We start from the raw sequence: 25,787 nt of genomic DNA on the forward strand, positions 1-25,787 counted from the left end.
TCTCAGTCCTTGAACCCGAGCACGGTGGTGAACGGCTCCGTGCCGTCGGTGAGTCCGGTGCCGACCAGCGTGGTGGCGGGCTCCTTGCGGCCGAAGCCGGGGGAGTACCAGCCCAGCGGCGGGCCGCTCTCGCCCCGGTGTGCCCGCCAGTCCAGCCGTCCGGGCAGTTCGAGCCGCGCGGAGCGGTCCTCGCCGTCGCGGGTCCAGGTGAGCACCGCCCGGTTCCCCACCAGGTCCGCGGTGATCGCGGGGCCGAGGTGGAACGCCAGGCGCACCGGCCGGCTCGGTCCGCGCACCTCGTCGATCACCTTCAACTCCTGTGTGGCGTGGGTGAGTTCCACTGTGCGGCGGTGCACGGACGGCCGGTAGCCGTCGTGTTCGGCGCACCAGCGGGCCACGCCGTCGCCGCAGGTGTCCACGGCCAGGACGCGGCTGCGGGCGTGCCGGGTCCACAGGAACGGGCCGCCGGAGACGGACTGGTCGACGCCGTCGAGTTGCAGGGTGTTGTGGCCGAGGGTGGAGCGGAAGTAGCTCCGCCACTCGGGCTGCCCGTGGTAGCAGTACGTCCCCGGGTCGGCGAGCACGTCGACCCCGTCGTGCCGGACCTCCACGGACAGCGCGTCCGCGTGGGCGTGCGCGGCGATGGACAGGAACCCGTGCGGCCCGCCGTCGCAGCGGCACCAGATCCCGTCCGGACCGCGCAGGACGGTGAGCCCGGCGTCGCCGAAGTGCCCGGGCCGACTCGCCGGCCGCACCACGGCGGGGGCGGCCCCGGTCCCGCTCCGGTGACGTCCCCCGGGCGTCCCGCCCCCTGCCGCCTGCCCACCGGACGCGGCGTCGCCGGTTGCGCGGCGGAGCGACCCGCCCAGGGGCGCCGTGGAGCTGGTGCCGGCTATCCGGCGGAACCACTTGCCGAGGGGCGCCGCGGGGCCGCCGGTCGCGCGGCGCAGCCACGCGGTCAGGGCCGCCGTGGGGCGTGTGCCGGGTGCAGCGGCGGCGTCACCGGTCGGGCGGGGTTGCCTGGGCGCCGCCCCCGGGCGTGCCCCCGGTGCCACGACGGGGCGGCCGGTCGCGCGGCGCAGCCACGCGGTCAGGGCCGTCGCGGGGCGTGTGCCGGGTGCAGCGGCGGCGTCACCGGTCGGGCGGGGTTGCCTGGGCGCCGCCCCCGGGCGTGTGCCCGGTGTGGCGGCGGGGCGGCCGGTCGCGCGGCGCAGCCACGCGGTCAGGGCCGTCGCGGGGCGTGTGCCGGGTGCAGCGGCGGCGGTACCGGTCGGGTGGGGTTGCCTGGGCGCCGCTCCCGGGCGTGCGCCCGGTGTGGCGGCGGGGCGGCCGGTCGCGCGGCGCAGCCACGCGGTCAGGGCCGTCGCGGGGCGTGTGCCGGGTGTCGCGGCGGCGGTACCCGGTAGGCGGTGCAGCCGTCCGGCCAGGGGTGTCGTGGCCCGAGGGCGGGTGCCGGGGGTCGGGCGGGGGAGCCCGGTCAGGGGGGCCGTCCCGGGGCGTACCTCCGGTGCCGTGGTGTCCGGGGCGGTTCCCGGGTGGATGAGTGCCGTCAGCAGTGGGGTGCGTACGTCGGTGGTGGTGACCTCCGGCCACCAGGGGAGCCGGCCGAAGACCGCGTCGCCGGTGGCCAGTAGGGAGGCCCAGCGGTCGGTGCCCGCGCCATCCAGCACCAGTCCGTGGCCGTCGTCCGCGTCCCCCTGGCGCGGCGGACGCAGCCGGTCGTCCACGACGGCCGCCAGCGCGTCGGTCATCCGCAGCAGCACCAGCCGCACCGTCCCGGGCACCGGCACCCCCGCGGCGTCCGCCTCGGCCACCGCCGCCAGGCCCAGCTCCAGCACCAGCCCGTGGTACTCGGTGGCCAGCTCGCGGTTGAGGCCGGAGCGGAAGGTGTTGCCGCGCAGATGCCGCTCCAGCGACCGCAGCGCGTCGGCCCGCCAGCGCGCCGAGGCGGGGAACCACCCGAACGCGCAGGCCGCGGCGAGCCGGCCGGCCGCCTCGGCGACGGCATGGTTGTTCGCCGAGGACCCCCGGCTGGGAAAGGCCGCCAGCCAGCGCTGGTGGTGCCAGATCTGCTCCACCGCCACCGGATCGTCCTCGAACAGCCCGGCCGCGCCCGGCCAGCCGTCGAGCAGTCGGCGGATCCACACCCACGACAGCAGCCGGATCCCCAGCTCGATGCCGCTCACCCAGTGCACCCCGCGCAGCGGCGGGTTGGCCGCCCACCAGGAGCGCAGGTGCTCGGCCACCCGCTCGGCGTACCGCTCGTTCCCGGTGACCGCGTACGCCGCGGCGAGCACGGTGAGGTACTGGTGCCGGGACGGTTCCCAGATCTGCTTGATGTCCCCGACCGCGTCCTCGTCCCGGTACGGCACGTCGAAGGCGTACACCGAGGGCGCCCGGCGCCCGGTCTTCGGGTCGAGGCACCAGTCCGGGTCGGCCAGGTCGTGCCGTTCCACCCCGAAGAACCCGCCGTGCCCGGCCATCAGCCGGTCCGCCTCGGCGACGAGCCGCTTCACGGCGTCCGCCGGCACCGCGTCGAGCGTCCCGGACGGCAGCGCCGCGGTGAACCGGGCGCCGGTCACGGCCGGGCAGTCGGGCCGCACCGACCGCCACCGCCGCCTGCGCACCGTGTCACCGACCCGGCCGCCGACCTCCCGCGGCCCCATCCGGGACAGCCGCCGCAGGTACCAGCCGGGACTCCCCGAACGCGCCGTCATCGCGCCCCCGCCAGCGTCACCGGCGCACCGGCGGCCAGGCTCGCCGGCACGGCGAGGGTGGCCGCCGTGGTGGCCACCAGCGACTCCAGCGGCACCGGCATCGGCCCGCCGGTCCGCACGGCCCTGACGAACGCGGCCAGTTCGGCGGACTGGCCCTTGTCCCGCGCCTTGGGCAGCCGGGAGCCGGCCCACCGCTTGCGGCGGCCGTCGTGGACGGAGGCCCGGAGGAAGTCGTCGAGGCGCAGCGCGCGGCCGTCCGCGACCAGGTCCAGGGTCTCCTTGGGGAAGCCGGCCGGGCCGGTGGTGACGTAGCTGATGGCGGCGGTGGACCCGTCCGGGTAGCGCAGCAGCACCTGGAGGTCCTCGTTGCCGGACGTGGCGACCGCGTACACCGAGACGGGGTCGGCGCCGAGCAGCCGGCTCGCCGTGTCGATGAAGTGCCCGCCCTCGCCCGTGAACCGGGAGCCCTCCGTGGCCTGCCGCAGGTACCAGCTGCCGTGGTCCAGCCGGCCCGCGTTGACCAGGTAGCGCAGGTGGCCCGGCCCGGTGCGGGGGCCGAACAGCTCCCCGGCCTCCCGCAGCAGCGGGGCGAAGCGGCGGTTGAAGCCCACCTGGAGCCGGTCGTTGCCGGACTCCTCCACCGCGGCGAGCACCGAGGCCAGTTCCTCCCCGGTGAGCGCCAGCGGCTTCTCCACGAACACCGCCTTGCCGGCCAGCAGCGCCCGGCGGGTCAGCTCGGCGTGCGAACTGTGCCGGGTGACCACGAACACCGCGTCGACGGACGGGTCGCCGAGCACGGCGTCGAGATCGGTGGTCGCCCCGGCGAAGCCGAACTTCCGCTGCGCGTTGGCCCCGGACAGCGCCGTCGTGGTGACGACCGTGGACAGCTCGACGCCGTCGCGCCCCGCCAGGTGCGGGAGCAGCATCGACGAGGCGTAGTTCCCCGCGCCGACGAACGCCAGCCGCACCGGCGTCCCGGCGGCCCGGGCCGGTGCGGACGCCGTGCCGGCGCCGCGCCGGACCGCGGGCACCGCCACCTCCGGGGCCCGCGCCTCCGGGGCCGTCGCCTCCGCCGTCCGCCCGGGGTACCGGAACAGCACGGCCACGGCCTTCAGGCCGCCGTCCTCCAGGCTGCGGTAGGTCTCCACGGCATCCTCGAAGGCGGCCGTGTGGGAGACCAGGGGCTCCACGTCGACCCGGCCGCGGGCGGCGAGGTCCAGGAAGCACGCCAGGTTGCGGCGCTCGGTCCAGCGCACGTAGCCGATCGGGTAGTCCCGCCCGTCGAGTTCGTACTCCGGGTCGTAGCGCCCGGGGCCGTAGCTGCGGGAGAACCGGACGTCGAGCTCCTTCTCGTAGTACGCGTTCCACGGCAGGTCCAGGCGGCACTTGCCGATGTCGATCACCCGGCCGCGGTCCCGGCTCATCCGGGCGGCCAGCTCGACGGGCTGGTTGCTGCCCCCGCCGGCGGCCAGGTACACCTGGTCCACGCCGTGGCCGTCGGTGAGTTCGGCGACGGCGTTCTCCACGGCCGGGGAGGCCGGATCGCCGCAGGCCGCCGCGCCCAGCCGCTCGGCCAGCTCGCAGCGCACCGGGTCGGGGTCGGCCCCGACGACCCGCACCCCCGAGGCGGCCAGCAGCTGCACCACCAGCTGCCCGATCAGCCCCAGGCCCACGACCAGCGCCACCTCGCCGAGTTGCGGCTCGCCCTGGCGGACGCCCTGAAGGGCGATCGACCCGACGGTGCCGAAGGCGGCGTGCTGCGGCGCGAGACCGTCCGGCACCGGCGCGTAGAGGTTCTTCGGCACCCAGTTCAACTCGGCGTGCAGCGCGTGCTCGTTGCCCGCGCAGGCCACCAGGTCGCCGACGGCCACGTCGTCGATCCCGGCGCCCACCTGCTCGACCACCCCGCACAGCGAATAGCCCAGCGGCGTGTACGAGTCCAGCTTGCCCATCACCTTGCGGTAGGTGGCGGGCACGCCGTTGGTGGCCACGCTCTGCACGACCTTGGCCACCTGGTCCGGCCGGGAACGGGCCTTGCCCAGCATCGACATGCCGGCCTCGGACACCTTCATCAGCTCGGTCCCGGTGGAGATCAGCGAGTAGGCGCTGCGCACCAGCACACCGCCCGGCTTGCACCCCGGCTCCGGCACGTCGAGCAGGGCCAGCTCGCCGCTCTTGTAGTTCTGTACGACCTGTTTCACCGAAGTCCTCTTGTCTCTACGCCGTCGAGGGAGTTCTGGCCGGCCCCGGAGATCGCGCCGCGATACCAGTACTCGAGGGTCAGCACGTGCCACAGATGCTTGGAGTAGTCCTGCTGCCCGGCGGCGTCCGCGGCGACCAGCCGCCGCAGCGCGTCGCGGCGCAGGAACCCGGAACGCACGAGCTCGCCGTCGTGGACGACCTCACGCACCAGCGGAGCCAGGTCCCGGCTCATCCAGGCCCGCAGCGGGGCGCTGAACAGGCCCTTGGGCCGGTGGACGATCTCCCGGGGCAGGATCGAGGTGGCCGCCTCCTTGAGGACGGCCTTGCCCTGCCGTCCGACGATCTTGCGGTCGCCGGGCACGGCGAACGCCGCCCTGACCACCTCGACGTCCACGTACGGCACCCGCACCTCCGTCGACGCGGCCATGCTGGAGCGGTCCGTGTACGTCAGGTTCAGACCCGGCAGGAACATGCGGGCGTCGCCCAGGCACATGCGGTTGACGAAGTCGTCCAGCTCGTTGTCGGCGTAGACGTCCGCGTGCTCGGTCAGCACGTCCTCGACCGTTCCGGCCAGGTCCGGATCGACCAGGCCGAGCAGCTCCTCCCGGTCGTACATGGTGTAACTGCGCCGGAACGCGGTCTCCTCCGGCAGATCGGCGAAGGACAGGAACCGCTTCGCGAAGCGCACCGACCGCAGCCCCCGGCGGCTGGTCGCCACCGGCAGCCGCCCCACCGCGCCGGACACCCCGCGCCGCAGCGGCCGCGGGACCCGCTGGTAGCGCACCGCCAGCAGGTTGGCCAGGTGCTTGCGGTAGCCGGCGAACAGCTCGTCGGCCCCCATCCCCGAGAGCATCACCTTGACCCCGGCCTCCCGGGCGGCCGAGCAGATCAGGAACGTGTTGATCGCGGCGGGGTCGCCGATCGGCTCGTCCAGGTGGTACGTCATCCGCGGCAGCAGGTCGAGCACGTCCGGGGCGATCTCGATCTCGTGCAGGTCGACGCCGAACCGCCCGGCCACCTGCCGGGCGTAGCGCAGGTCGTCCGGCATCGCCTCGAACCTGGCGTCCTCGGCGCGGAACCCGATCGTGTAAGCGGAGATGCCGGGCCGCTCACGGGCGGCCAGCGCGGTCAGATAGCTGGAGTCCAGGCCGCCGGAGAGGAACGTCGCCACGGGCACGTCGGAGAGCAGGTGGCGCCGGGTCGACTCCTCGACGACGGCCGCGATGTCCGGCCGCTCACCGGCCAGGGCCCGCTCCCGGCCCTCGGCGGCGACCTCCTTCAGATGCCAGTACCGGCCCCGTTCCACCCGGCCGTCGGGCCGGCACCGCAGCCAGCTCCCCGGCGGCAGCTTCTCCGCCTCCCGGAACGCGCACCGCGAGTCCGGCACCCAGTAGTACAGCAGGGAGGCCACCAGGGCCGCGTGGTCCACCTCCAGCTTCCCGCCGGTCACGGCGGCGAGCGCCTTGAGTTCGGAGGCGAACACCAGCCCCTCGCCGCGCCGCAGCAGGAACAGCGGCTTGATGCCGAGCTGGTCGCGGGCGAGCACCAGCTCACCGGTGCGCTCGTCGAAGATCCCGAACGCGAACATGCCGCGCAGCCGGGGCAGACAGTCCGTGCCCCACCGCCGCCACGCCTCCAGCAGCACCTCGGTGTCGGAGGTGCCGCGGAAGCGCACTCCGGCGGCCTCCAACTCGGCGCGCAGCTCGGGCGCGTTGTACAGCTCGCCGTTGTACGTCAGGGCGAGCCCGTCGGAGACCATCGGCTGGGCGCCGGTCGCGGACAGGTCGATGACGGCCAGCCGGCGGTGCCCGAGGTGCACCTCGCCGTCACCGGCGCCGTGGCTGTACCGGCCCGCGCCGTCCGGACCGCGGTGGGCGAGGGTGTCGGTGAGGCGGTCGGTGACGGCCTTCCCGTCCGGCCACCGGTATGTGCCTGCGATGCCACACATGTGCTACCGCGCCTCCTGGTCGCTGCCGGGGACCCGCGCCGCCGGCATCGGCAGCCGCTCAGTGCGGCGCGGGACCTCCCCCACTGCCTGGGCGGCGGGGGAGCTGCCCCCGCCGTTCTGCCGGGCCGGCCGCTCGCTCCGCGCGCGCGGCGTGCCGTGCGGCCCGTCCCACAGCGTGCCGTCGGTCCGGTCCCGCGGATCGGGGTCGGTCAGCACCACCCCGATCACCGTGATGCGCTGTTCCGCGAGCTGCCGCGCCACGGTGTGCAGCCATGCCGCGCTGCCGTGCCCGGCCCGCACCACGAGCACGGTCCGGGTGCCGAGGTGGCGCAGGTCGGTCCACGCCGTGCCGGGCGCCACCGATCCGACGCCGAGCGCGCGCTGCCCGGACGGCAGGTCCGCGGCCCGCTCGGCGCCCACCACGGCCGGGTCTCCCGGCTTCGGGCGGCGGCCGGAGAGCTGCGGGCCGGGCAGACCGTCGACGACGGTCACCGCCTCCTCCCCGGCCAGTTCCCGCGCGAGGTCCAGGGCGATCCCGGCCGTGCCGCGCGCACAGCCCAGTTCCAGCAGCGACACCCGCTCCGCCGAGCCGCGCACGGTGCGGGTCAGGGACGTGGTGAGCCGGCTGCGTGCCGCCCGGCCGCGGCGGCGCCGCCACGGCCCGGCCGTACGGCGGGGCAGCTCCGCGATCACCGACGCGCCGAGGTTCGCCGCGATGTCCCGGCGCAGTACGGGGCGGTCCGCCACGACCGAGGTGACCGCGGCCACCGCGAGCCCGAGGGCCAGCCCGAGGACGAGCCCGATCGCGGCGTTGGTGCCCGCGGCCATCGGCAGGGAGTGCCGCACCACGCGCGGCGCGTCCACGATCTGCGTCCCGGCGACGAGTTGGGGCGTGCCCACCCGCGCCTCCTCGGCGCGCTGGCCGAAGTCGCTGATGCGGGAGGTGAGTTCGGCGCGGCGGGCGAAGAGCGACTCCATGTTCGCCGAGTCCTGCGGCGCGCTCGACTCCGGACCCTCGCCGATCGCCTCGTTGACCTCGGCGAGTTCCTTCCGCATGCGGTCGCGCTGTTCGAGCAGGGCCTCGGCGTCGGCGTCCGCCGCGTCCCGGATGCGTCGCACGTGGTCGGCGACGAACGCCTCGGCCAGCGCTCCGGCGCGGGCCACCGCTTCCGCGTCGCTGTCACCGGTCACGGTGATCCGGAGCAGGTTGTTGGTCAGGCCGAGTCCCTCGTAGTCCTCCATGAAGTCCTCAGGCTTCTCGGGGGACTCGAGGGACCGCAGTGCCTCACCGGCGATCCGCGTGGTGTGCAGCAGCGCGGCGTCGGTGCGGATCAGTGTTCCGGGGTCGTTCGGCTGGTCCTGCTGATGCGCCACCAGCACCTTGGTCACCGCGGTCGGCGGCGGCGGCAGCAGGACGGCCACCGCCGCGCCGGCGAGCAGCCCCAGCAGCGCCAGGGAGCACCAGACGCGGCGCCGTCTGCGCACCGCCACCACGAGGGCGTGCAGGTCCAGCAGCGGGGCGGAGGCCCGTGACTCGGGTGTCGTACGCGTGGTCACGCCGTACCTCCCTTCGTGCCGCCGCCCACCGCGAGCGCCGGCGCGGCGGTGTCCCGGGGACGGCCGGCGGACCGCGCCGCACCGGCCGTGACCGGGCCGGCGAGGACCACGCCGACGATCTCGTGACCCGCGTCCCCGCAGGCCCCGGCGATGCCGGCGAGTTCCTCCGCGGTCCAGTGGCCCGCGCTGACGACGACCAGGGCACCGGACTCGTCGCCCTGGTCCGGCACCATCGGCCGGGACACCGGGACCTCCACCACCCGCGAGCGGGGTTCGTCCCCCGTCTCGGCGGCGAGCAGCCCGGCGGCCCGGAGGGCGGTCCGGTCGCCCTCCGGGACCACGAGCAGCAGCCGCCGGCGGGCGGGCAGCCGGTCCCGGAGGCGGGCGCACACCCGCCGGTAGCGGAGCCGCCGGTCGGCCTCGTCGCCCGACCGCTGCGGTACGGGGGTGTCCCAGCGGGTGTCCACGCCCAGCAGCCTGCGGATCCGGTCCCGCGGACCGCTGTCCCCGGGCCGGTGCGCGGGCTGTTCCCCGGGTACGTCGACGGTCCCCAGCAGCGGGGAGCGCAGCGCGTCGGCGATCTCCGGCTCGGTGCGCAGCCGCCGGCTCATGCGGGCGGCGGTGAGCTGGCCCGCGATCGCGAGCAGGAAGAACAGCAGCGCCCCGCCCGCGATCAGCTGCGGCCTGGTCGGCGGTGCCTCGCCGTCCGGGCGGGCCGCCGGCCCCATGACGACCAGGCCGGCCCTGGCCGCGGCCGGGTCGGCCTGGTCCAGCTTGGCGACGGCCTCCTGCAGCGCGGTGCGCAGCTTCGCGAGCTCGGTGCGGGTCTGCACGCTCTCCACGGTCCGCCCGGGGTCGGCCGCGTCGGCCAGTTCGGTGATGCGGCGGCTGGTCCGCACGACGATCTGCCGCAGTTCCTCGGGGCGCGCCGCCGCCTCCGGGTCGGCGCTGTCGCCGACGACGCGCGCGGCGAAGGCGACGAACTGCTCGACCATCCGGTCGGAGAGCTGCTGTGCGCGCTCGGGGGTGTCGGCCGTGCCCGAGATCTCGATGATGTTCCCGTCGGCCGCCTCGGCGCTCACCCGGTCCCGCAGCTCCTCGCCGCCGACCCCGTTCCAGTCGAGCTCGGCCGCCGCCCGGTCGAGCACCACCGAACTGGTCGCGATCTCCACCTGGGTCAGCAGTTCGCGCTCCTCCCACGCCCCCGGCAGCAGTACCGACGCCGACGTCGTGTAGCGCGGCGGGAACACCAGGGAGGTGCCCAGGCCCACGAGGGCGCCCAGCACGGCGAGGACGGTCAGCAGCCGTCCGCGCCGGCGGATCAGCCGCCCGATCGTGGCCAGGCGTATCGTGTCGTCGTTCAACGGCGCTGCCTCTTCCCTTCGCGGCGAGGTCCGCCCGCGGGCCCCGCGGGGCGGTCGCGGCAGGCGGCGGCGTAGGCGGCCAGCAGCGACGCCTGCGAATTGCGCCAGGCGAGCGGCCCGTTGATCCGCTCCTGGCCGCTCTTGCCCATCCGGGCCCGCTGCTCGGGATCGTCCAGCAGCAGCGCGACGAGCCGCGCGAACTCGGCCTCGTCGTTCGCCGGGGCGTAGAGGGCGGCGTCACCGGCGGAGACCCGCGCCTCCCGGAGGTCGAACGAGACGATCGGCCGGCCCATCACCATGTACTCCAGGACCTTGTTCATGGTCGACACGTCGTTGAGCGGGTTGTGCGGGTCGGGGGAGAGGCACACGTCCGCGGTGGACAGGTAGCGCACCAGGTCGGCGTCCGGGATCCGCCCGGTGAACTGCACCTGCTCGGCGAGCCCGAGCCGCCCCGACAGCTCCACCATCGCGTCGAAGGTGTCGCCCGCGCCGACGAACACCGCGTGCCAGTCGGTCCGCCCCAGCTCGTCGCGGAGCTTCGCCAGGGCCCGCAGCGCGTAGTCGACGCCGTCCTGGGGGCCCATGACGCCCAGGTAGCACAGCAGATGGGGCTTGCCGCGCTTCAGCTCCGGCTCGGGCGGTACGGGGTGGAACCGGCCGGTGTCGGGCGCGCTGCGCACCACGAAGACGTCCTCGGGCCGCCGGCCGCCGCGGCGCACCGCGACGTCCCGGTAGCTCTCGTTGGTGGCGAGCACGACGTCCGCGGCCCGGTAGGTCATCCGTTCCAGCGCGCACACACCGCGGTAGAGCAGGTCCTTGCCGCGGCCGAACCGGGACAGATACAGCTCGGGCACCAGGTCGTGCTGGTCGAAGACGAACCGGGCGCCGCGCCGCTTCATCCACAGGGCCGGCAGGAACAGCAGGTCGGGCGGGTTGCAGGCGTGCACCACGTCGACCGGGCCGACCTTCCGGGCCAGCCGGACCGTGTGCCACAGCGCCGTTCCGTACTCCCGCGGATAGCCGGCCGGACCCCCGGTGGCCGCGCGCAGCGGGTAGCGGTGGATCCGTACGCCGTCGATCACCGCCTCGGCCTCCGTGTCCCGCTTGGTTCCGCGGGGGCAGATGACGTGCACCTCCCAGCCGGCGTCGCGCAGCGTCGTGCACTCCTGCCACACCCGCCGGTCGAACGGCACCGACAGGTTCTCCACGAGGACCAGTGCGCGCCGGCCGCCGCCGGCCGTGTCGTCGGACGATCTGTCACCAAGCAAGGCCCACGTATCCCGGTTCGGCCCGGCGCGCCTCGGCGTCGGGGAGGCGGACGAGGTCGACGATCACCGGGCCGCGGCCGCCCTGGGGCAGCGCCGACAGCACGGCCGGGTCCCTGGTTCCGACCAGGCACACCTCGGCGTGTTCCAGCACCTCCTCGACGGAGTCCGCGAGCAGCTGCGCGAGGTGCGGCAGCCGGGTCTCGATGTACTCGCGGTTCGCGCCGAGCAGCCGGGAGAGGCTCACGTTGGCGTCGTGGATCCGCAGGTCGTACCCCTTGCCGAAGAGCCGCTCCGCCAGTTCGACGAGGGGGCTCTCGCGGAGGTCGTCGGTGCCGGGTTTGAAGGACAGCCCGAACAGTCCCACCCGGCGTTTTCCGGTGCGTTCGACCAGCTCCACCGCGCGCTGCAGATGGTCGGCGTTGGAGGGCAGCACGTGGGAGAGGATGGGCACCGAGACGTCGGCCTGCCGCGCCGCGTGGACCAGGCTGCGCAGGTCCTTGGGCAGGCAGGAGCCGCCGAAGGCGAAGCCGGGCCGCAGGTAGGCGGGGCTGATGTTCAGTTTGCGGTCGGCCAGGAACACGTCCATCACCTGGTGCGAGTCCACCCCGAGGGCCTGGCACACCGCGCCCAGCTCGTTCGCGAAGCCGATCTTGAGGCCGTGGAAGGCGTTGTCCGCGTACTTGATGGCCTCGGCGGTCGGCACCGGCACCCGGAACACCTCGCCCGGCAGGCCCTCGTACAGCGCCGCCACCACGTCACCACTGGCCCGGTCCAGTTCGCCGATGACGGTCTTGGGCGGGTCGAAGAAGTCCCGCACGCTGGTGCCCTCGCGCAGGAACTCCGGGTTGACCGCGACCCCGATGTCCACCCCGGCGGTGCCGCCGACGTACTTCTCCAGGATCGGCACCAGCAGGTTCAGGCAGGTGCCCGGGAGCATGGTGCTGCGGAACACGACGGTGTGCCGGCCGCCCCGCTCGGCGAGCGCGGCGCCGATCTGCTCGGTCACCCGCTCCAAGTACGTCGTGCACAGGCTGCCGTTGGGTTCCGACGGTGTGCCCACGCAGACCAGCGACACCTCGCTGTTCATGATCGCCTCGCGGACGTCACCGGTGGCGCGCAGCGCTCCCTTCCCCACCACCTCGGCGAGCAGTTCGCCGATCCGCTCCTCGACCACCGGGGCCTTGCCGTCGTTGACCAGGTCCACCTTCACCTGGTTCACGTCCACCCCGACGACCTCGTGCCCCATGCTCCCCAGGCACGCGGCCGACACGCAGCCCACGTAGCCGAGTCCGAACACGCTGACTCTCATGACCCGTTCCTCCCCCCAGGCAGGCCCTCACGGCCCGCGGTCCGCGCTCCGGCCGGTCCTCGGCCGCCGCGCATCAGTAGGCCCCCTGCCCGTGGAGCACCGCGCGCAGCGTCTTCCACAGGATCACCGTGTCCAGGGCGAGCGACCAGTCCTCCACGTACCGCAGGTCCAGCCGGACCGCCTCCTCCCACGACAGGTCGCTGCGCCCGCTGATCTGCCACAGGCCGGTGAGGCCGGGCTTGACCAGCAGCCGCCGCCGGATGTCCGGGCCGTAGGCGGCGGACTCCTCCGGCAGCGGGGGCCGCGGACCGACGAGCGACATCGATCCGGTCAGTACGTTGAACAGTTGCGGGAGTTCGTCGAGCGAGTAGCGGCGCAGCACCGTTCCCACCCGGGTCACCCGCGGATCCCGGCGGAGCTTGAACAGCAGCCCGGCGCCCTCGTTGCGGTGGGCCAGCTCGGCACGTGCCCGGTGCGCCCCGGGCACCATGGTGCGGAACTTCAGAATGGTGAACTCGCGGCCGTCCTTGCCCACTCTGCGCTGCCGGTAGAACACCCCGCCCCGGCTGTCGGCCACCACGAGCAGCCCGACGAGCAGCATCAGCGGCGCGAGCAGCAGGATCAGGACGGCCGCGCCCATCCGGTCGACGACCCCTTTGACCGCCCGGCGGCCCCCGGTGAAGGCCGGCATGCTGACCCGCAGCAGCGGGATCCCGAGCACCGCGTCGATGTGCAGCCGCGGGCCGGCCACCTCCATGAGCACGGGCGCCACGACCATCTCGGTGTCGCTGCCTTCGAGGCTCCAGGCCAGCCGCTGGAGCCGGTGGGGTGACCAGTGCGGGTCCGGGGTGACCGCGACGACGCGGTAGCCGTCGCGGTGGACGTGGTCCGCCACGTCCGCCAGCCGACCGACGACCGGCACCCCGTCCAGCCGGTCACCGTCGAGTCCGGCGCCGTACGTGGTGCACACGGCGTCCACCCGCCAGCCGAGGTGCGGGAACTTGCGGGTACGGGTGATCAGGTCGCGCACGGTGGCCGGGCTTCCGGCGGCGAGCACCGGTCTCAGGCACCGGCCCTCCTTGCGCTGCCGGTGCAGCCACAGGCGCAGCACGTACCGCTCGGTCATGGTGACGACCGCGATGGCGGGGACCGCGACGAAGATCCACAGCTTGATGTTGCGCGAGGTGAGGGCGATTCCGCCGAGGGCCAGCACGACGGTCGCCATGAACAGCGAGCGTCCGAGCCGGCGGAACTCCTCGGCGCCCTGGCCGAGCACCGCGGGGGCCCACGACCGGCTCACCGCGAGCGCACCCAGCACCAGCAGCCAGGTGCCGAAGGCCAGGATCCCCCACTTCTCGTGCCAGTCGGCCGCGTCCCGGGCCCCGAAGAAGTTGCCGATCGACGCCACCACGCAGCCGGTGGCCACGGTGTCGGCGGTGATCACGGTACGGCGGTACCGGTGCTCCCAGTCGCTCGCGGGCCGGTCGGCCCCCCCGTTCGCCAGGCGCTCGCGCGCCGGCGGAAACGTACTGAGTAATCCCCCTTGCCGCACAGAACCCCCCAGGTTCCCAGTGGTTCGACGTGTTCGCCTAGCACTGTTCCTCCCACCCCCGGGGAGCCCCCGCCCCCCGTGCCGCGCCGTTCCTCCCCGCGGTGAGGCCCCCGCCTCCCGCGCATGACATGCCGGCTGATGCAGAACCGTGTGAACAACCCACCCTGGCGGCAGGGGACTTGCCCGACCTGCCGAACTCTCGAGGTACGCGGGAACCCGCCGGAGTCCCGGGTGCTCCCCGCACCCGAACTCCCTCCCGGGCTCCAGGAATTGATCACCCCCACGTCTGGCGCGGGGGATGCGACTGTCGGCTTCCCGTCACGCCGGACCGATAGATCATTTTTGTTGCCTTGTGCCCGAACACTTGAAGCACGGTCAATCTAGACCATGAGGCCCCGGTATGAAGAGGGGTTGTGTGCAATTCGTGTTCAAGCGTTGAGAGCTGTTGCGCCCGTTCCGGCCAAGGGCTCAAGCCGGTCGGTTCTCTGCCGGCCGCTCCCAGGCGGTGACGTACCCCTTGTACGTCGGGAGCCCGTCGGCGCCCTCTCCCGGCACGATCTCGGTGATCTCCGCCTCCGCGACGGCGTCGTTGCTGGTGATCGAGCAGAGGATGGTGCCGACCCTCACCTGCCGGCCCAGGCGCAGTTCGGCGGCGGGCAGCGGGTGGGACAGGACGGCGGTCTGCTGTTCCTCCGTGCAGACGGTCTCGCGCTCCCCGACGACCACGAGGATGCTGCCCAGCCAGCCGTCGGAGTTGTAGACGAGTTCCGCAGGTCCCGGGAGGGCTCCGCGCTCCATGTAGGTGGACCGGGGGGCATCGAGGTCCAGGTGATTGGCCTGATCGTTTCCCGGGGGAGGGGCGAAGGTGAAGGGTTTGTTGGCGAAGAGCAGCCGGTAGCCGGAGGGGGCGTGCGGCACGGGACGCCGTTCGCCGCCGTCGTCCTCCTGCGCGGGCTCCTTCGGCGTGTGCGGCCGTGCGCTCGACGGGGCCGGGGAGCCGGACCCGGTCGCGCCGTCCGCCCGGTCGGCCCCGTCCGGCCACACCGAGGTGACGGCGACGGCCCCGGCCACCACGGCGACGGCGGTGAGCACGGCGGCCGGCACCCGTCCGCGCCGTACCGGCGGTGCGGGTTCCGTACGGCCCGGCACCGTGGGCATGAGCGGAGGCGGTCCGAAGCCGGCGGGTGCGGGCACCGGCGGCGGGGGCGGACCGGGCGCTGCCGAACGCCGGGTGAGCTCGGAGACCTCCGTCTCCAGCGACGCCACGGCCGAGGCGAGGGGTGGGGGCAGCCAGTCGTCGAAGTCGGTCAGCGGCCGCCCGGCCGCCTCCTCGCACAGGGCGGCCAGCCCGGCCGCGTCCGGCCGCTGTCCGGGATCGGCGGCGAGCGTGGCCCGCAGGACGTGCCGCAGGGGCTCCGGGTAACCGTCGAGCACGGGGGGAGAGGTGTCCGTACCGGCGATCGCCGCGGCGACGGCCATGCCCTCGCCCTCCCCGTAGGGGTGACGCCCGGTCGCCGCGACGGCGGCCAGCAGACCGAGGCAGAACACGTCGGCGGCGGGCCCGGGTTCCCGGCCGCGCGCGTGTTCCGGCGACATGAAGCGGAGCGTGCCCACGAGGCCGCCGGTCGCCGTGAGGTCGGTGGAGTCGGCGGACCGCGCGATGCCGAAGTCGATCAGCCAGGGCCCGTCCGCCCCGAGCAGGACGTTGCCGGGCTTGACGTCCCGGTGCACGTATCCGGCCGTGTGCACGGCGTGCAGCGCCCGCGCCACGCACCCCGTGACCTGCAGGGCGGTCGCGACCGGCAGCGGGCCGTACGTCTCGAGTACGGAGCCCAGGCTCGGGCCCGGCTGGTACGCGGTGGCGATCCAGGGCTGTCCGGCGTCGGTGTCGAAGTCCAGCACCGGGACCAGGTGGTAGCCGGCGACCTTCCGGGCCGCCTGCGCCTCCCGGGCGAAACGGCGCCGGTACTGCGGGTCCTCGGCGTGCTCCCGGCGGATGACCTTGAGCGCGACCGGACGGTTCCCGCGGGTGCGCGACAGATAGACCGTGCCCATGCCGCCCTCACCGAGCCGGGCACACAGCGGATAGCCCCCGATCTCCCGGGGATCACTCCCCCTGAGCCCCTCCAGCCCGCCCGCTCCGCCGCCCGCCCGCATACCGCCCCCGCCTTCCCTGCCCGCATCCGGCGGCGGCAGCCTAACCAGCACCAGCGGCCCGGCACATGGGTACGGGAACTCATATTGCGTGACCGGACCAGTGACGCGGGCTTCCTCACCGGACGTTCGGACGCGCGAGCCGGCCGCCGGCGCCGTGAACGCCGACCAGGCGTCCCGGGACACGGCCGGCGCCCGCCTGCCCGCGTCCTGCGAGTCCCGGACGAGAACGGCTCCGGTGCGCACGGCGACCTCGACGCAGTCACCGCCGGAGCTGCCGCTGTAGCTGCTTGCGTGACCGCCTCACCGGCCGGGCGGCGGTCCGGCAGAGCCTGCTCGATGACGAAGCCGCCGCCGACTGGGGCGTGCGCGACCGTCCCGGCCCCGGCAGGACGGTCTGGGCCGCGTACGCCCCGGCTCGGCCGGTCAGGACGTCGTGATCGGGCGCATGGCGAGGCCCTCGGTGCCCGCCCAGTGGGTGACGCGCTGGCCGTCGTCGGCCGGGAACGATTCGACCGGCATGGCCAGGTCGACCGGCGGTTCGGCCTCGGCCTCGCCGCCCGGACTGCCGAGGGTGACGGTCATCGACGTCACGTCGTAGGTGTCCATGTGCCCGCCGGTGGCGCGCAGACCGGCGTACGCCTTCTCGCCCGGGGCAAGGGTGACCGGTTCGCCGGGGGAGGTGCCGTCCAGGACCGGGGCCGGGCCCTGGGCGTCGCCGAGCATCACCTCGGGAGCGTTCTGGACGTCGCACTTCCTGTCGCTCGTGTTGGTGGCGACGAGGAGGAGGTGACGGGTCGGCTCGTCCTTCGCGTCGTACGTCGTGGCGGAGATCGACACGTCCCCCAGGGTGCACAGCTGAACGCCGGCGTCCTCTTCGCTGCCGCTGCCACTGTCGGTGCCGCTGTCGGTGTCGCTGCCGGCGCCTGGTGTCGCCGTCGCCGGCGCCGATGTTCCGGGCCGCTGCGAGGACTCGGCTCCGTCCGCGGCGTCGTCGGTGGGCTGGCACGCCGTGGTCGCCAGCAGCGCGGCGACCACGGCGGCGCCCAGGGCGGTGGCCCGGCGGACACGGGCGGTGCGGCGGTGGCTGTAGGCAGCAGCGTTCATGATGTCCCCCTGTGAGCGGCCGGACACGGCCGGTGTTCCGTCGGATGCAGGTGATTCTGCACCGGGAACGGCCCCCGCAAAGCCGGCGCCACGGCTCTGTTGCTGATCGCGTACATGGCTACGACGAAGTCGCCTCGGGGCCGGGCCGGCCGCGACCCGGCGTCACATCTTCGCGGCCCCCGCCCTGATCGCCGCGCGGATGCGCGGGTACGTGCCGCAGCGGCAGATGTTGCGGATGCCGTCGAGGTCGGCCTCGGTGATCTCGCGGTTCTCCTCGGTGACCCGGCGGACCAGGGCGACCGCGGCCATGATCTGGCCGGGCTGGCAGTAGCCGCACTGGGCCACGTCGAGGTCGAGCCAGGCCTGTTGCATGGGGTGCAGGTCGGTGTCGACCGTGTCGGCGAGGCCCTCGATCGTGGTGATCTCGTCGGTGGGTTTCAGGGCGCCCACCGGGACCGCGCAGGGGTTGACCGCACGGCCGTTGAGGTGGCTGGTGCACGCCTTGCAGACGTTGATGCCGCAGCCGTACTTGGGTCCGGTGACGCCGAGGACGTCCCGGAGCACCCACAACAGCCTTTCCTCGTCCGCGACATCGACGGTGACCTGTTCGCCGTTGAGGCGGAACGTGTGTTTCGGCACGGGTTCTCCCGGGGTTCAGCGGACGTGGTCCAGGCCGTCGGTCGGGGACGCGGGGACGGGCGGGACGGTCGGTTTCGGCTCGAAGGAGAGCGTGTCGTGGTTGATCGGGAAGCTGGTGGGCATCGTGCCGGTGGCGCGGCCGTAGGCGCAGGCGACCGCGGCCATGGACGCGGCGACGCCCAGTTCCCCGGCTCCGCCGGGTTTCCCGGTGGTGTCCGGCATGACGATGATCTCCAGCTCGGTCGGGGTGTTCCACTGCCGGGTGTAGAAGTAGTTGTCCCAGCTCGCTTCGAGGAAGTGGCCGTCGCGCAGGTGCAGACCGGAGGTGAGGGCGAGGGCGATGCCGTCCATGAGGCAGCCCATCATCTGGGCCTCCAGGCCGCGCGGGTTGACGGTGAGGCCGACGTCCACGGCGACGACCGCCCGGGTGACGCGCGGGCCCGTCACCCCGTCGCGGACGCGCCGGTTCACCGTCTCGGGGCGGCAGTCGATCTCCACCAGCACCGCGTTGGCCGCGTGGTACTCGGTGTGCAGCGCGATGCCCTGTGCCGTGCCGGCCGGCATGCTGCGGCCCCAGTCACCGGCCTCGGCGACCTTCTCCAGGACCGCCCGGGCGCGGTCGTCACGCAGGAAGCGGCGGCGCAGTTCGTACGGGTCCCGGCCCGTCTTCTCGGCGAGCCGGTCGACCATCAGTTCCCGGGCGCAGGTGACGTCGGGGGAGTAGACGTTGCGCATGCTGCCGGTGTTGAAGCCCTTGCCGGTCTCGTTCAGCAGGCGGCTGTTGGCGCCGAAGCCGTACGGCATCGACTGGGAGAGCTGGAAGAACGTCTGGGAGAAGGCGGCGTCCCCGACGGGCAGTTGGGCGGCCATGGCGGTGAACAGCTCGCCGAGCCCGTGGCCGAGGTCGGTGGGGACGCCGGTGTGCCGCTGCTTGTAGCCGAGGACGGTGTCGCCGGCGTAGGCGATGCGTACGCGGGAGCGGGCCATGGGGTGGGTGCGGCCCTGGCGTGCGTCGTCCGCGCGGTGCCACATCAGCTTGACGGGTTTACGCATCTTCTGGGAGATCTCGGCCGCTTCGAGCGCGGCGTCGAAGAACAGCTTGCGGCCGAACGAGCCGCCGCCCTCGGTGACGTGAACGGTGACCGCGCCGACCGGCAGCCGCAGCCTGGCGGCGATGGTCTGCTGGGCGACGATCGGCGACTTCAGGGACGACCAGATCTCGGCGCGGTCCGACCGGACGTCGGCGATCGCGCAGTTGGGCTCCAGGGCGCTGTTGCTGCGGAACGCGAAGGTGAACTCGCCCTCCACGCTCGGCGTCAACGGCGGCAGTCCCATGGGGAGTTCGGCGGCACGCAACTGTCTCTGGACGGAGGCGTCGGACGTGCCCTCCGCCGTCCCCGGTCGCCAGGAGACCCGCAGGGCGCGGACGGCGTCGACGCACTGCCCGAAGGTCCCCGCCCGCACCGCCACCCCGGTGGAGATCACCACGACGTCGGTGACCCCGGGCATGGCGCGCACCTCGTCGAGGTTGGCCACCGTCCCGGGTCTGCCGTTGATGGTGGGCGGGCGGCACACCATGGTCGGCCGGGCGTCCGGGACGTCGAGGTCCATGGTGAACTTCTTGCGTCCGGTGACGGCGGCGAGCGCGTCGACGCGGGTGCGGGGGCGGCCGATGACGGTGAACCGCTCACGCGGCTTGAGGCTCACGGACGCCTGCTCGGTCCGCGTCGCCGCGGCCTTCCGCGCCAGTGCCCCGATGCCGGCGGTGCGGCCGGTGGGGGCGGTGACGACACCCGCCTTCAGGGTCAGCTCGCCCACGTCGGCGCCGAGTTCCGAGGACGCCGCGCGCAGCAGCCGCTGCCGGGCGACGGCGGCGGCGACCCGGACGGGGGTGTAGGTGGAGATGGTGGTGTTGGACGCGCCGGTGAGCTGGTTGAACAGCAGCTCCGGCCGGGCGTCGGCCAGGGTGACCCGTACCCGCTCCACCGGGACGTCGAGTTCCTCGGCGATCAGCATGGCGGTCGAGGTGGTGATGCCCTGCCCGACCTCGGCGCGCGGCAGCGCGAAGGACACCGTGCCGTCCTCGTGCACCTCGACCCTGATCAGGCCGGAGGTCGGCAGGGCGGCGGCGGTCATCACGTCGTTGAGGTCGAGCAGTTCGGTGATCTCCGGGGAGGGGATGCCGTCGGCCACCGCCGGGGAGGCGGGGGCGAGTTCGGCGGCGGCCACCAGGGTCGGGGCCGCCAGCACGTATCCGAGGAAACGGCGTCTTCCGGGGCCTTCGGGCGGGCCGGGTTCCGGTCGGGGTGCCGTGCCGTCACTGCGCATGCTCGTCACGTGTCCCTCTCGGCATATCGGTTCGGGGGCGCACACCTTTCCGTGCGCCCGCCCGGACGGCAAGGGGGCGGCCCCGGCCCGGCCCGTGGTGGCGCCGGGACGCGGGAACCGCCGGCGGGGGGCGGGCCCCGCGTCCCCGAAGCGCCGGGTGCGGTCAGAACGGGCGGTTCGCGTCGGGGATCTCCAGGTGGATGGGCCTGCCCTCGGACATGAAGAGCAGCACGAACTTGCGCAGCGCCTCCTCCAGGACCCATGCGATCGACGGGATGCCCGGCAGCGGGATCAGTCCCTCGCGGAAGGCCACCACCAGCGGCCAGGCTCCGCTGATGATCGGTTTCAGGATCGGTTCCCGGTCGAGGCCGATCAGGTCGCCGACCCGGTCACCGACGATGTACCGGGAGAACGCGTTGATCAGCGGCTCGGTGAGACCGGCGTCGACCTCGGCGATGATGCCGAGGAGCGCGTCGGTCAGCGCGGCGCCCTCGGGGGTGTGGTCGATGATCGGGTCGAGGACCTGCCGGGACTGTGCGCCCGCCTCCTCCCAGGTGGCGGGGATGTACTCGTCGAGGATGCCGAGCATGTGCGCGCTCACCTGCCACACGTGCAGGAAGCCCTCCGACTCGGTCTCGGTGATCGGCACCCGCCAGTCCCGCAGCTTGCCCATGACGTAGGTGGGCAGGCTGTGCCAGGTGACCATCATGTCGGCCTGGCTGATCGGGATGGTCTGGCCGCCGCTGGTGCGGGTCCAGCCGGGGGACTGCGGCAGCAGGTGCCGTACGGCCGCGTGCACCAGCCGGGTCCGCACCGAGGTGGCGATCATCCCGCCCTGCGGCTTGTACGCGTACCGGTCGCCGACGTCGTAGCCCAGCTGGGCGGTCTTGGCGACGCGGTCCTTCATGTCGGCGCCGCCCTTGGAGTAGTACACGGCGCGCGCTTCCCTGGGGATGGCGGTGCTCAGCAGACCGCTGCCCAGGCCGTAGAGGACGCCGGTGTACAGGCCCTTCTTCCTGGTGAAGTCGACGGCGTCCTGGAGTTTGTCCGGGTCCGCCCAGGAGGGCAGCTTGCGGGCCTCCTCCATCCAGTCCCGCAGGTCACCGGGGAGTCCGTCCGGCAACGGCTGGTCGTTGCGGACCCAGCCGCGCAGCAGGTCGTTGACCCGGGGCACCTGTCCCCGCTCGATCACCTGGGCGATGATCGCGTCGACGTCGTCGTCCCACACCCACTCCGGGTCGAGTCCCGCGCCCTTGCCCGCCACCGAACCGGCCGGCGACCAGGTCCACAGGGAGCGGGCCCGGGCGGGAGACGCGAGGCCCAGGGCCCCGAGGGTGCCCAGTGCGCCGCCGGCGGCCAGTAATCTGCGCCGGTTGATGTCTGCCATGATGTGCACTCCTTCTCGCTTGTCACCGGTCGGTGGGACGGCAGGTGCCGGGGAGGTCGAGCCGCGTGCCCCGGCCCTGGGTCAGGTAGAAGAGGAGGTACTGGCCGATCGCCTCGTCGATCGTCCAGGCGAGCGGCGGCACCAGCGCGAGCGGGATCGACTTCTCGCGGAACGCCACCAGCTTCGGCCAGGCCGTCGCGATCGCCCGCTCCCAGAACGGCTCACGCGGGACGCGGTTCCAGTCGGCGATCCGGTCACCGGCCAGGTACCGGGCGAGGGCGTTGCACAGGGGCCGGTCGATGCCGCCGGGGCTGGTCTGCTCGGCGAGCCGGCCCAGCAGCAGGCCGGTGAGTTCGATGCCCTCCCGCGTGGGGGCCAGGACCGGGTCGAGGACCTGCCGGGACTGGGCGCCCGCCTCGTCCCAGGTGGCCGGGATGTACTCGTCGCGGACGCCGAGCAGGTGCGCGCTCACCTGCCACAGGTGCAGGTACGCCGCCGCGTCGGCGGCCGGCATCGGCACCTCCCACTCGCGCAGCTTGCGCAGGGTGCGGGTGGCCAGGATGTGCCAGGTGACCAGCAGGTCGGCCTGACTGACCGGGACAGCCCGGCCGCCGCCGGTGCGGGCCCGGTCGGGGGAGCGCGCGAGCAGATGCCGTACGGCCGCGTGCGCCAGCCGGGTCCTGACGGTCTCGACGACGGCCCTGCCGTCGGGCCGGTACGCGTTCGGGTCGCCGATGGCGAAGCCGAGCAGGCTCGTCCTGGTGACCCGGTCCTCCCCGTCGGCGCGGTGGACGGCGCGTGCCTCCCGGGGGACGGCGGCGCTGAGCAGGCCGCCGCCGACACCGTGGAGCAGGTTGAGGTAGAGGCTCCTGCGTTCGCCGAAGTCGGCCGCCCGGTCCAGCCGGCCCCGGTCCGCCCAGGAAGGCATCCGGCGGGCCCGCTCCATCCACTCGCGCACGTCGGCGGGGAGACCGCTGGGCAGGGGCTGGCCGTTGCGGGTCCACTGGGCGAGTTCCCGGTTGACCCTGGGCACGTCGCCGCGGTCGATCACGGAGGCGACCAGCCGGTCGGCCTCCTCGTCGCCCACCCGGCCGGGGTCGGCGCCCGTGCCCCGGCCGGCCACCGAGCCGCCCGGCGACCACGTCCACGGGGAACGCACGCGGTCCGGCGACGGCGCGCCGAGCGTGCCCAGCGCTCCGCCCGCCGCCACCGTGCCGCGCCCCATGACATCCATGACCCGGACCTCTCCTCGAGTGCCGCTGCCGTCCTCACGCCGTTTGGTACGGTGAAACAGTTCGGGTATCGCTGTTTCCCTCACTGGTTCCCCAGGGGAGCACAGACGGGGCATGAACGCCAGAGGCGCGACGGCATCAGGGAGGGTCCCGTGGACATGGGGAAGGCGAACGAGGACGCGGTACTGTCGGCCCTCATGAGGCCCTCCGACTCCCCGTCGCTGCTGGAGATCGCGTTCACCGAGGCGGTCGAGGGCGCGGATCCGGACGACGCGATCGCCGCGCGCCTGCTGGACGCCGCGTACGAGCAGTTCTGCCGCATGGGCATCAAGCGGTCCACCATGGCGGACGTGGCACGGCTCGCGGGTGTCTCCCGCATCACCGTCTACCGCCGGTTCGCCACCAAGGACATGCTGGTCGAGCAGGTCGTACGACGTGAGTTCCGGCGGTACTTCGACCGGTTCATCCTCGACATCCAGGACGCCGAGACCGTCGCCGACCGGGTCGTCCTCGGCTTCGTCAGCTCACTGCGCACCATCCGCCGCAATCCCCTCATCGGGGGCCTGATGACGGCCGAACCGGACGCCGTCGTACCCTCCATGACCAGCGACGGCGGCCGCACACTGGGCACCGTGCGGAAGTTCCTCGCGGGCAGACTGCGCCGGGAGCAGCACGCCGGCACCGTCCCGGCGGACGTCGACGTGGATCTCGTGGCGGAGATGATGGTCCGGGTCTCCGCGTCCTTCCTGGTCATCCCCAGCCATGTCGTCGACCTCGACGACGACGAGCAGATGCGCGCGGTGGCCCGGCAGTTCCTCGTGCCGATGCTGGAACCGCCGCGTTCCGGACCCACTTGACACCCGGCAACCGGCCCCGGGCCGTGAACGACGGGCCGTGCGCGCTCTATTGACACTCGGTCAGCAACCGGTCCACTGTGTGCCGCCGAGGAGTTCGAGCACTCCGAGGAGTCGCTCGCTCACGGTTCGCGATGGAGGGAGCCCGCCGTGGCCGCAGCAGAGCAACTGCACCAGTCCATCGAGGGATTGACGATTCCCCGGCTGCTGCGCCGCAACGCGCGGCAGTTCCCCGACCGCCCCGCGCTCACCACCGGCATCGGCCCCGACGACGGGACCCTGACCTGGTTCCAGCTGCGCGCCGAGGTCGCCGCCCTCACCCGCGGTCTCACCGCCGTCGGCCTGAACCCGGGCGAGCGCATGCTCATCGCGATGTCCCAACGGGCCGAGCACTGGGTCGCCACCCTGGCCGCCGTCCACCTCGGCGCCCTCCCGTGCAGCACCTACGACACGCTCGGCACCGAGCAGGTCCGCTTCGTCGCCCGGCACAGCGCGGCCACCGTCCTCGTCCTGGAGGGCGAGGAGCAGATGCGGCGCTGGCGGCCGGTCCTGGACGACCTGCCGCAGCTGCGCGCCGTCGTGGTCCTCGACTGGGGCGTCGCCCCGGAGGGCGACCCGCGGTTCGTCGCCTACCAGGCCGTACGCGGCGCGGCGCCGCCCGACGACGCCGCCTTCGACGCGCTCACCGACGAGGTCACCACCGATCAGCCGCTGACCGTCGTGTACACCTCGGGCACCACCGGCGACCCCAAGGGCGTGGTGCTCACGCACCGCAACGTCCTCCACGAATCCCTGATGCAGGACCAGCTCGTCGCCGTCCCCCGGCATCCGCGGTCGGTGGCCTACCTGCCGATGGCGCACATCGCCGAGCAGGTGCTCGGGATCCACCTGCCGATCTGCAACGCCGGCCATGTCACCATCTGCTCCGACCCCGGCCGGCTCCTGCCCACGCTGCTCCGGGTGCGGCCGCACGGGTTCTTCGGCGTGCCCCGGGTGTGGGAGAAGCTCGCGAGCGGACTGCGGCAGCGGCTCGGCGCCCTGACCGGGGAGCGGGCCGAGTCGGTGGAGCGGGCGCGGAAGCTCGCGCTGGAGGCGTTCCGGCTGCGCTCCGAGGGCAAGGACGTCCCCGAGGACCACGCCGCGGAGCTGAAGCGGCTGGACGAGCGGGTGCTGCGGCCGATCCGGGCCGCCGTCGGACTCGACGACTGCCGCCGCGCCTTCAGCGGAGCGGCGCCGATCCCCACCGCCGTCCTGGAGTTCCTGGCGAGCGCCGGGATCCCGGTGTACGAGGTGTGGGGCCTGAGCGAGACCACCGGGGCGGCGACGGTCGGCACCCCCGGGGCGTACGCCCTGGGCGCGGTCGGCCGCCCGGGCCCCGGCATCGAGGTCAGAGCCGCCGACGACGGGGAGCTGTTCGTCCGCGGTCCGGTGGTTGCCCCCGGATACCTGGGGGCGGACGGCGCCGTCGAGCCCGTGGCCGACGCGGACGGCTGGCTGGCCACCGGTGACATCGGTACGGTCGACGCCCGCGGCATCGTCTCCGTCACGGACCGCAAGAAGGAGATGATCATCACCGGCGGGGGCAAGAACATCGCCCCGACCGGGATCGAGTCCCTGCTGCGGGCCCACCCCCTGATCGCCCACGCCGTCGCGATCGGCGACCGGCGCCCGTACATCACCGCGCTGCTGGTGCTGGACGAGGAGGCGGCCCCGCTCTGGGCGAGGGCCCACGGAATCACCGCCGACGGCCTGGAGGAACTGGCGGCCCACCCCGAGGTGCTCGCGGCCCTCGACTCCGCCGTCGCGGAGGCCAACGCGGCACTGTCCCGCCCCGAGCAGGTGAAGGAGTACCGGGTACTGGCCGGCCCCTGGACCGCGGAGTCGGGAGAGCTGACCCCGAAACTGAGCCTGCGGCGCAGGACGATCGCCAAACTGCACGCGGGGACGATCGAGTCGATGTACGCGTAGGACCGGCCCGCCGGGGCCGCGGCCCCGGCGGGTCCCCGGTGCGGTGTCCGGCGGTGTCCTGTGAGACCGGGGATGCGGTTCCGGTGGGTCCCCGGTGCGGCGTCCGGCGGTGTCCCGCGAGACCGGGGATGCGGTTCCGGCGGGTCCCCGGTGCGGTGTCCGGCGGTGTCCTGCGACGTCGGGGGTGCGGTTCCGGTGGGC

At 73.9% G+C, this 25,787-nt stretch carries 16 protein-coding genes and 1 pseudogene; 2 read left to right on the top strand and 15 right to left on the bottom strand.

Features of this window, described 5'->3' with window-relative positions:
• Nucleotides 1–2 precede the first annotated feature (2 nt).
• The 15 genes and pseudogenes from ACZ434_RS10100 to ACZ434_RS10170 form a co-directional block, all read right to left on the bottom strand.
• Entirely contained in the window at nucleotides 3–2,717 is a 2,715-nt protein-coding gene (locus ACZ434_RS10100; RefSeq protein WP_468453756.1) for a heparinase II/III family protein, read from the bottom strand.
• Nucleotides 2,714–4,918: a bi-domain-containing oxidoreductase gene (locus tag ACZ434_RS10105; RefSeq protein WP_468453758.1), complete on the bottom strand. Its 2,205-nt coding sequence runs from the start codon at nucleotides 4,916–4,918 to the stop codon at nucleotides 2,714–2,716. Before ACZ434_RS10105 ends, ACZ434_RS10100 begins: the two co-directional genes overlap by 4 nt.
• Nucleotides 4,915–6,867, bottom strand: coding sequence for an asparagine synthase (glutamine-hydrolyzing) (gene asnB / locus ACZ434_RS10110; protein ID WP_468453760.1), 1,953 nt, complete (start codon nucleotides 6,865–6,867; stop codon nucleotides 4,915–4,917). Before asnB ends, ACZ434_RS10105 begins: the two co-directional genes overlap by 4 nt.
• A gap of 3 nt (nucleotides 6,868–6,870) precedes the next feature.
• Nucleotides 6,871–8,424: a Wzz/FepE/Etk N-terminal domain-containing protein gene (locus tag ACZ434_RS10115; RefSeq protein ID WP_468453763.1), complete on the bottom strand. Its 1,554-nt coding sequence runs from the start codon at nucleotides 8,422–8,424 to the stop codon at nucleotides 6,871–6,873.
• The gene (locus ACZ434_RS10120; RefSeq protein WP_468453765.1) at nucleotides 8,421–9,788 is read right to left on the bottom strand and encodes a YveK family protein; all 1,368 of its coding nucleotides are present in this window, start codon (nucleotides 9,786–9,788) and stop codon (nucleotides 8,421–8,423) included. Before ACZ434_RS10120 ends, ACZ434_RS10115 begins: the two co-directional genes overlap by 4 nt.
• The gene (locus ACZ434_RS10125) at nucleotides 9,785–11,056 is read right to left on the bottom strand and encodes a glycosyltransferase family 4 protein (protein WP_468453767.1); all 1,272 of its coding nucleotides are present in this window, start codon (nucleotides 11,054–11,056) and stop codon (nucleotides 9,785–9,787) included. The genes ACZ434_RS10120 and ACZ434_RS10125 overlap by 4 nt, the downstream gene beginning before the upstream one ends.
• The gene (locus ACZ434_RS10130; RefSeq protein WP_468453769.1) at nucleotides 11,046–12,365 is read right to left on the bottom strand and encodes a nucleotide sugar dehydrogenase; all 1,320 of its coding nucleotides are present in this window, start codon (nucleotides 12,363–12,365) and stop codon (nucleotides 11,046–11,048) included. Before ACZ434_RS10130 ends, ACZ434_RS10125 begins: the two co-directional genes overlap by 11 nt.
• 73 nt (nucleotides 12,366–12,438) lie before the next feature.
• Nucleotides 12,439–13,917, bottom strand: coding sequence for a sugar transferase (locus ACZ434_RS10135; protein WP_468453771.1), 1,479 nt, complete (start codon nucleotides 13,915–13,917; stop codon nucleotides 12,439–12,441).
• A 468-nt stretch (nucleotides 13,918–14,385) separates the two neighbouring features.
• Complete coding sequence (locus ACZ434_RS10140; RefSeq protein ID WP_468453773.1) at nucleotides 14,386–16,074, bottom strand: serine/threonine-protein kinase; 1,689 nt, start codon at nucleotides 16,072–16,074, stop codon at nucleotides 14,386–14,388.
• A gap of 162 nt (nucleotides 16,075–16,236) precedes the next feature.
• Nucleotides 16,237–16,350, bottom strand: a pseudogene (locus tag ACZ434_RS10145) (DUF397 domain-containing protein); the annotation flags it as partial.
• Nucleotides 16,351–16,497: 147 nt separating this feature from the next.
• The gene (locus tag ACZ434_RS10150; RefSeq protein ID WP_468453775.1) at nucleotides 16,498–17,178 is read right to left on the bottom strand and encodes a DUF4232 domain-containing protein; all 681 of its coding nucleotides are present in this window, start codon (nucleotides 17,176–17,178) and stop codon (nucleotides 16,498–16,500) included.
• Nucleotides 17,179–17,340: 162 nt separating this feature from the next.
• The gene (locus ACZ434_RS10155; RefSeq protein WP_468453777.1) at nucleotides 17,341–17,817 is read right to left on the bottom strand and encodes a (2Fe-2S)-binding protein; all 477 of its coding nucleotides are present in this window, start codon (nucleotides 17,815–17,817) and stop codon (nucleotides 17,341–17,343) included.
• A gap of 15 nt (nucleotides 17,818–17,832) precedes the next feature.
• Nucleotides 17,833–20,145: a molybdopterin cofactor-binding domain-containing protein gene (locus tag ACZ434_RS10160; RefSeq protein ID WP_468453779.1), complete on the bottom strand. Its 2,313-nt coding sequence runs from the start codon at nucleotides 20,143–20,145 to the stop codon at nucleotides 17,833–17,835.
• 163 nt (nucleotides 20,146–20,308) lie between these two features.
• Nucleotides 20,309–21,532 carry an oxygenase MpaB family protein gene (locus ACZ434_RS10165; protein WP_468453781.1) on the bottom strand — a complete coding sequence of 408 codons (1,224 nt, stop codon included), beginning with the start codon at nucleotides 21,530–21,532 and terminating at the stop codon, nucleotides 20,309–20,311.
• A gap of 22 nt (nucleotides 21,533–21,554) precedes the next feature.
• Entirely contained in the window at nucleotides 21,555–22,766 is a 1,212-nt protein-coding gene (locus tag ACZ434_RS10170) for an oxygenase MpaB family protein (protein ID WP_468453783.1), read from the bottom strand.
• A gap of 156 nt (nucleotides 22,767–22,922) precedes the next feature.
• On the opposite strand from ACZ434_RS10170, the gene ACZ434_RS10175 reads away from it, so the two are divergent.
• On the top strand, nucleotides 22,923–23,621 hold the full coding sequence (locus ACZ434_RS10175) for a TetR/AcrR family transcriptional regulator (RefSeq protein WP_468454511.1): 699 nt from the start codon (nucleotides 22,923–22,925) through the stop codon (nucleotides 23,619–23,621).
• Nucleotides 23,622–23,768: 147 nt separating this feature from the next.
• On the top strand, nucleotides 23,769–25,586 hold the full coding sequence (locus tag ACZ434_RS10180; RefSeq protein WP_468453785.1) for an AMP-dependent synthetase/ligase: 1,818 nt from the start codon (nucleotides 23,769–23,771) through the stop codon (nucleotides 25,584–25,586).
• Nucleotides 25,587–25,787 lie beyond the last annotated feature (201 nt).

The organism is Streptomyces sp. NPDC030893, assembly GCF_055571535.1.

What these genes read in the sequence shown, in the direction of transcription:
- ACZ434_RS10130 (WP_468453769.1), bottom strand. Translation starts at nt 12,365, where the DNA reads ATGAGAGTCAGCGTGTTCGGACTCGGCTACGTGGGCTGCGTGTCGGCC.
- ACZ434_RS10165 (WP_468453781.1), bottom strand. Translation starts at nt 21,532, where the DNA reads ATGGCAGACATCAACCGGCGCAGATTACTGGCCGCCGGCGGCGCACTG.
- ACZ434_RS10175 (WP_468454511.1), top strand. Translation starts at nt 22,923, where the DNA reads ATGGGGAAGGCGAACGAGGACGCGGTACTGTCGGCCCTCATGAGGCCC.
- ACZ434_RS10160 (WP_468453779.1), bottom strand. Translation starts at nt 20,145, where the DNA reads ATGCGCAGTGACGGCACGGCACCCCGACCGGAACCCGGCCCGCCCGAA.
- ACZ434_RS10150 (WP_468453775.1), bottom strand. Translation starts at nt 17,178, where the DNA reads ATGAACGCTGCTGCCTACAGCCACCGCCGCACCGCCCGTGTCCGCCGG.
- ACZ434_RS10170 (WP_468453783.1), bottom strand. Translation starts at nt 22,766, where the DNA reads ATGGATGTCATGGGGCGCGGCACGGTGGCGGCGGGCGGAGCGCTGGGC.
- ACZ434_RS10140 (WP_468453773.1), bottom strand. Translation starts at nt 16,074, where the DNA reads ATGCGGGCGGGCGGCGGAGCGGGCGGGCTGGAGGGGCTCAGGGGGAGT.
- asnB (WP_468453760.1), bottom strand. Translation starts at nt 6,867, where the DNA reads ATGTGTGGCATCGCAGGCACATACCGGTGGCCGGACGGGAAGGCCGTC.
- ACZ434_RS10100 (WP_468453756.1), bottom strand. Translation starts at nt 2,717, where the DNA reads ATGACGGCGCGTTCGGGGAGTCCCGGCTGGTACCTGCGGCGGCTGTCC.